At 38.4% G+C, this 2985-nt stretch carries 3 protein-coding genes; all 3 read left to right on the top strand.

The genetic code is table 11. The annotated features are described in order from the left end of the window. Positions 1–629, top strand: a 629-nt coding sequence (gene map, locus C1642_RS09430; RefSeq protein WP_103236243.1) for a type I methionyl aminopeptidase, incomplete at its 5' end; no start/stop codon positions are given. Positions 630–833: 204 nt separating this feature from the next. Then, positions 834–1952: an OmpW/AlkL family protein gene (locus tag C1642_RS09425; protein WP_078202631.1), complete on the top strand. Its 1119-nt coding sequence runs from the start codon at positions 834–836 to the stop codon at positions 1950–1952. A 412-nt stretch (positions 1953–2364) separates the two neighbouring features. After that, the coding region (locus C1642_RS09420; RefSeq protein ID WP_146035322.1) for an MFS transporter at positions 2365–2985 on the top strand (621 nt) is incomplete at its 3' end.

The following is a 2985-nucleotide window of genomic DNA, read 5'->3' as shown; positions in this document are numbered from 1 at the left end:
TAGGTTACGGTGGTGCGCCAGGACGCCCTGCTTTTCAACACTCTATCTGTACTTCGGTTAACCATGTTGTATGTCATGGTATTCCTTCTGAAAATAAAATCTTAAAAAACGGCGATATCCTTAACATCGACGTGACCGTCATTAAAGATGGTTATCATGGCGATACCAACATGATGTATATCGTGGGTGGTGAAACCTCTATTCTGGCAAATCGTTTATGTAAAGTAGCTCAAGAAGCGATGTATCGCGGAATGGCAACAGTTAGAGATGGTTCGTATTTAGGTGATATTGGACATGCCATCCAAAAATATGTCGAATCAGAACGTTTTAGCGTAGTACGTGAATATTGTGGTCATGGCATTGGTACCGTTTTCCATGATGAACCTCAAGTGTTGCACTATGGCCAAGCTGGTACGGGCATGCGTTTAGAAGCTGGTATGACTTTCACTATTGAACCTATGGTAAATGCGGGTGTTTGGCAAACCAAATTACTTGGTGACAAATGGACAGTTGTAACCAAAGACCATAAACTTTCAGCTCAATATGAACATACTATTTTAGTCACTAAAACAGGGATTGAAGTATTAACAGCTCGCCCAGAAGAAGATCTTACACGCTTCAATCAATAATTTAATCAAAATTAATAAAAGGCTACTTTATGTAGCCTTTTCTTTTTTATTTTGTACTTTTTATTAATAAATATTTCCAAATATAAACAAATATTTCAAAAAAATTACAATTATTAATTTTTAATACACAATTATTTCAATAAAACGCGTTATGGTGGGCTCAATAAAAATCAGTAAACAAATGCTCGGACATGGAGTCCTTTTATGATGAAAAAGTCATTATTTTGTATGACAGCTGCCTTATTTGCTCTGCCAACAGTCACTTCCGCAGCTTCCCCATATTTTAGTTTAAAAGATGGTGATGGTTTCAAACGTTTTTCAGTCTCAGCTGGTTGGCTCCATGCTATGCCTCAAGGCTCAGGAAACCCTGTCAATATCAATACTAGCGTTGCAGAAGGTACAAAATCTAAAGTTGGAGATGTATCTACAAAAGCTGTTTTAGACGCAATCGATCAAAGTAAACCTTCAGGACAATTTTGGCATAGCACTATTAGTCTTCTTGATAAGTTTACAGACACTCTTCCCTCATCACTTGCGGGTACAGCAGAAATTAATGGTCTTTCTCAATGGGAACAACAAGGTTCTGGCTTAGAAGCTGCTGATGTTGATACCGTTGGTCTTATGTTTAACTACAACTTTACGGATAATTTATCTTTAGAAATTAAAGGTGGTATTCCCCCTAAAGTAGATATTAATGGAAAAGGTAATATTTACGCTCCCCTCTCTGGAAAAGCGACTCCACTAAAAGATGGATCTGTGATTGGAGGAATCATCGGAGATGGTATTGCCAAAGCGGGTGGAGATATTCCTTTAAAGCAAGACATTCATATTACTGATCTTTCTCAGGGCGGTAAGGCTGCGACCGCACGTGCATGGTTACCAGCTGTAGAACTGCAATATCAGTTTGGTAAGACAGGCGTAAATAAGTTCCGTCCTTATATCGGAGCTGGCGTGATGTATGCTTACTTTAATGATTTAAAAATGAATTCCGGTATTGAAGCCGATTTAATTCAAGCGGGTCACATGATCCAGAATATCCACGATAATAAGGCAGGTGCAGCATTAGATCGTAAAACATCTTCTGCAGATCCGGTGGTAAAGCTTAAAGCAACTGATACTTTTGCTCCGATTGTTACGTTAGGTGCAACTTATGATTTTAATCCGAACTGGTTTGCTGTAGGTTCGGTTTCATATTCAAAAATGAGTAGTGATGCCAAAATCAATGTAATTGATCGCAATACTGGAAAAGAGTTAATTCGTGCAAAAACGACCATTGATATTGACCCACTTATTACTTATTTAGGTGTGGGTTACCGATTCTAAACCTCAAAAGCACACAAGCTATAAAAGCTTTACTTAAGCTTTTATAGCTTTTTATTTATCCTGCCAAAATTGCTTCTTTTTAAACCAAAATGCCAAAAAAATGAGCATTTTTTAGGATCATGTTTACTAAGCTCAACCTTCTTTATTTTTGATTAACACCTCTTCTTTTAATTCTTTTTCTCTAATCATTTTTATGTTAGACAACTAACCTAATAAAATTAAAAACTAAGATTTTCCTTTTAGTAAAAATTATCTTTTGGCACGCACTTTGCTTTATTTATGACATGATGAATCAATGGCGATTCAATGGATAAACCAAGACGGCCAAAGATGTCCGCTCTGATCGGTATGCAAATAGACAATTCATTTTGTCGTGCAAATTAAAATTTCGTTCAGTTCAGGGGGACGGCGTATGTCTTCAAATATTAATTTAGATGCAAAAAAAGCGACTGAAATTAAATTATTCAGTTTTTCAACCCCAGCCATGCGTGCTTTCCACATGACTTGGCTTGCGTTCTTTGTCTGCTTCTTCGCATGGTTTGCTTGCGCTCCATTAATGCCCGTTATTAAAGGTGAGTTCGGCTTAACCAAAGATCAAATTGCCAATATTAATATTGCCGCCGTTGCAATTACAATTTTAGTGCGGCTTGCTGTCGGACCACTTTGTGATAAATATGGTCCGCGTATTACTTACACCACCCTTCTCTTACTTGGCAGTATTCCTGTATTTGGTGTTGCCGCTGCCAACAGCTATGAATCTTTTCTTTTCTTCCGTTTACTCATCGGTGCAATTGGCGCAAGCTTTGTCATTACGCAATATCATACCAGTATCATGTTTGCGCCAAATGTCGTAGGCACAGCAAATGCAGCTGCTGCGGGTTGGGGTAATGCTGGCGGTGGTGCAACACAAGCTCTAATGCCTTTATTACTCGGTGCAATTGTCATGTTCGGTGTCGAGCAAACTATGGGTTGGCGCGTTGCATTAATCGTACCAGGCGTAATGATGGTAATTGTCGGGGTTCTTTACTGGAAA

Origin of the sequence: Acinetobacter sp. AKBS16 (genome assembly GCF_002899995.1) — a bacterium.
Lineage (GTDB): Bacteria > Pseudomonadota > Gammaproteobacteria > Pseudomonadales > Moraxellaceae > Acinetobacter > Acinetobacter baumannii.
Note: the sequence above shows the minus strand (reverse complement) of the source record. Positions and strands in the feature narration are given on the sequence as shown.

What these genes read in the sequence shown, in the direction of transcription:
- C1642_RS09425 (WP_078202631.1), top strand. Translation starts at nt 834, where the DNA reads ATGATGAAAAAGTCATTATTTTGTATGACAGCTGCCTTATTTGCTCTG.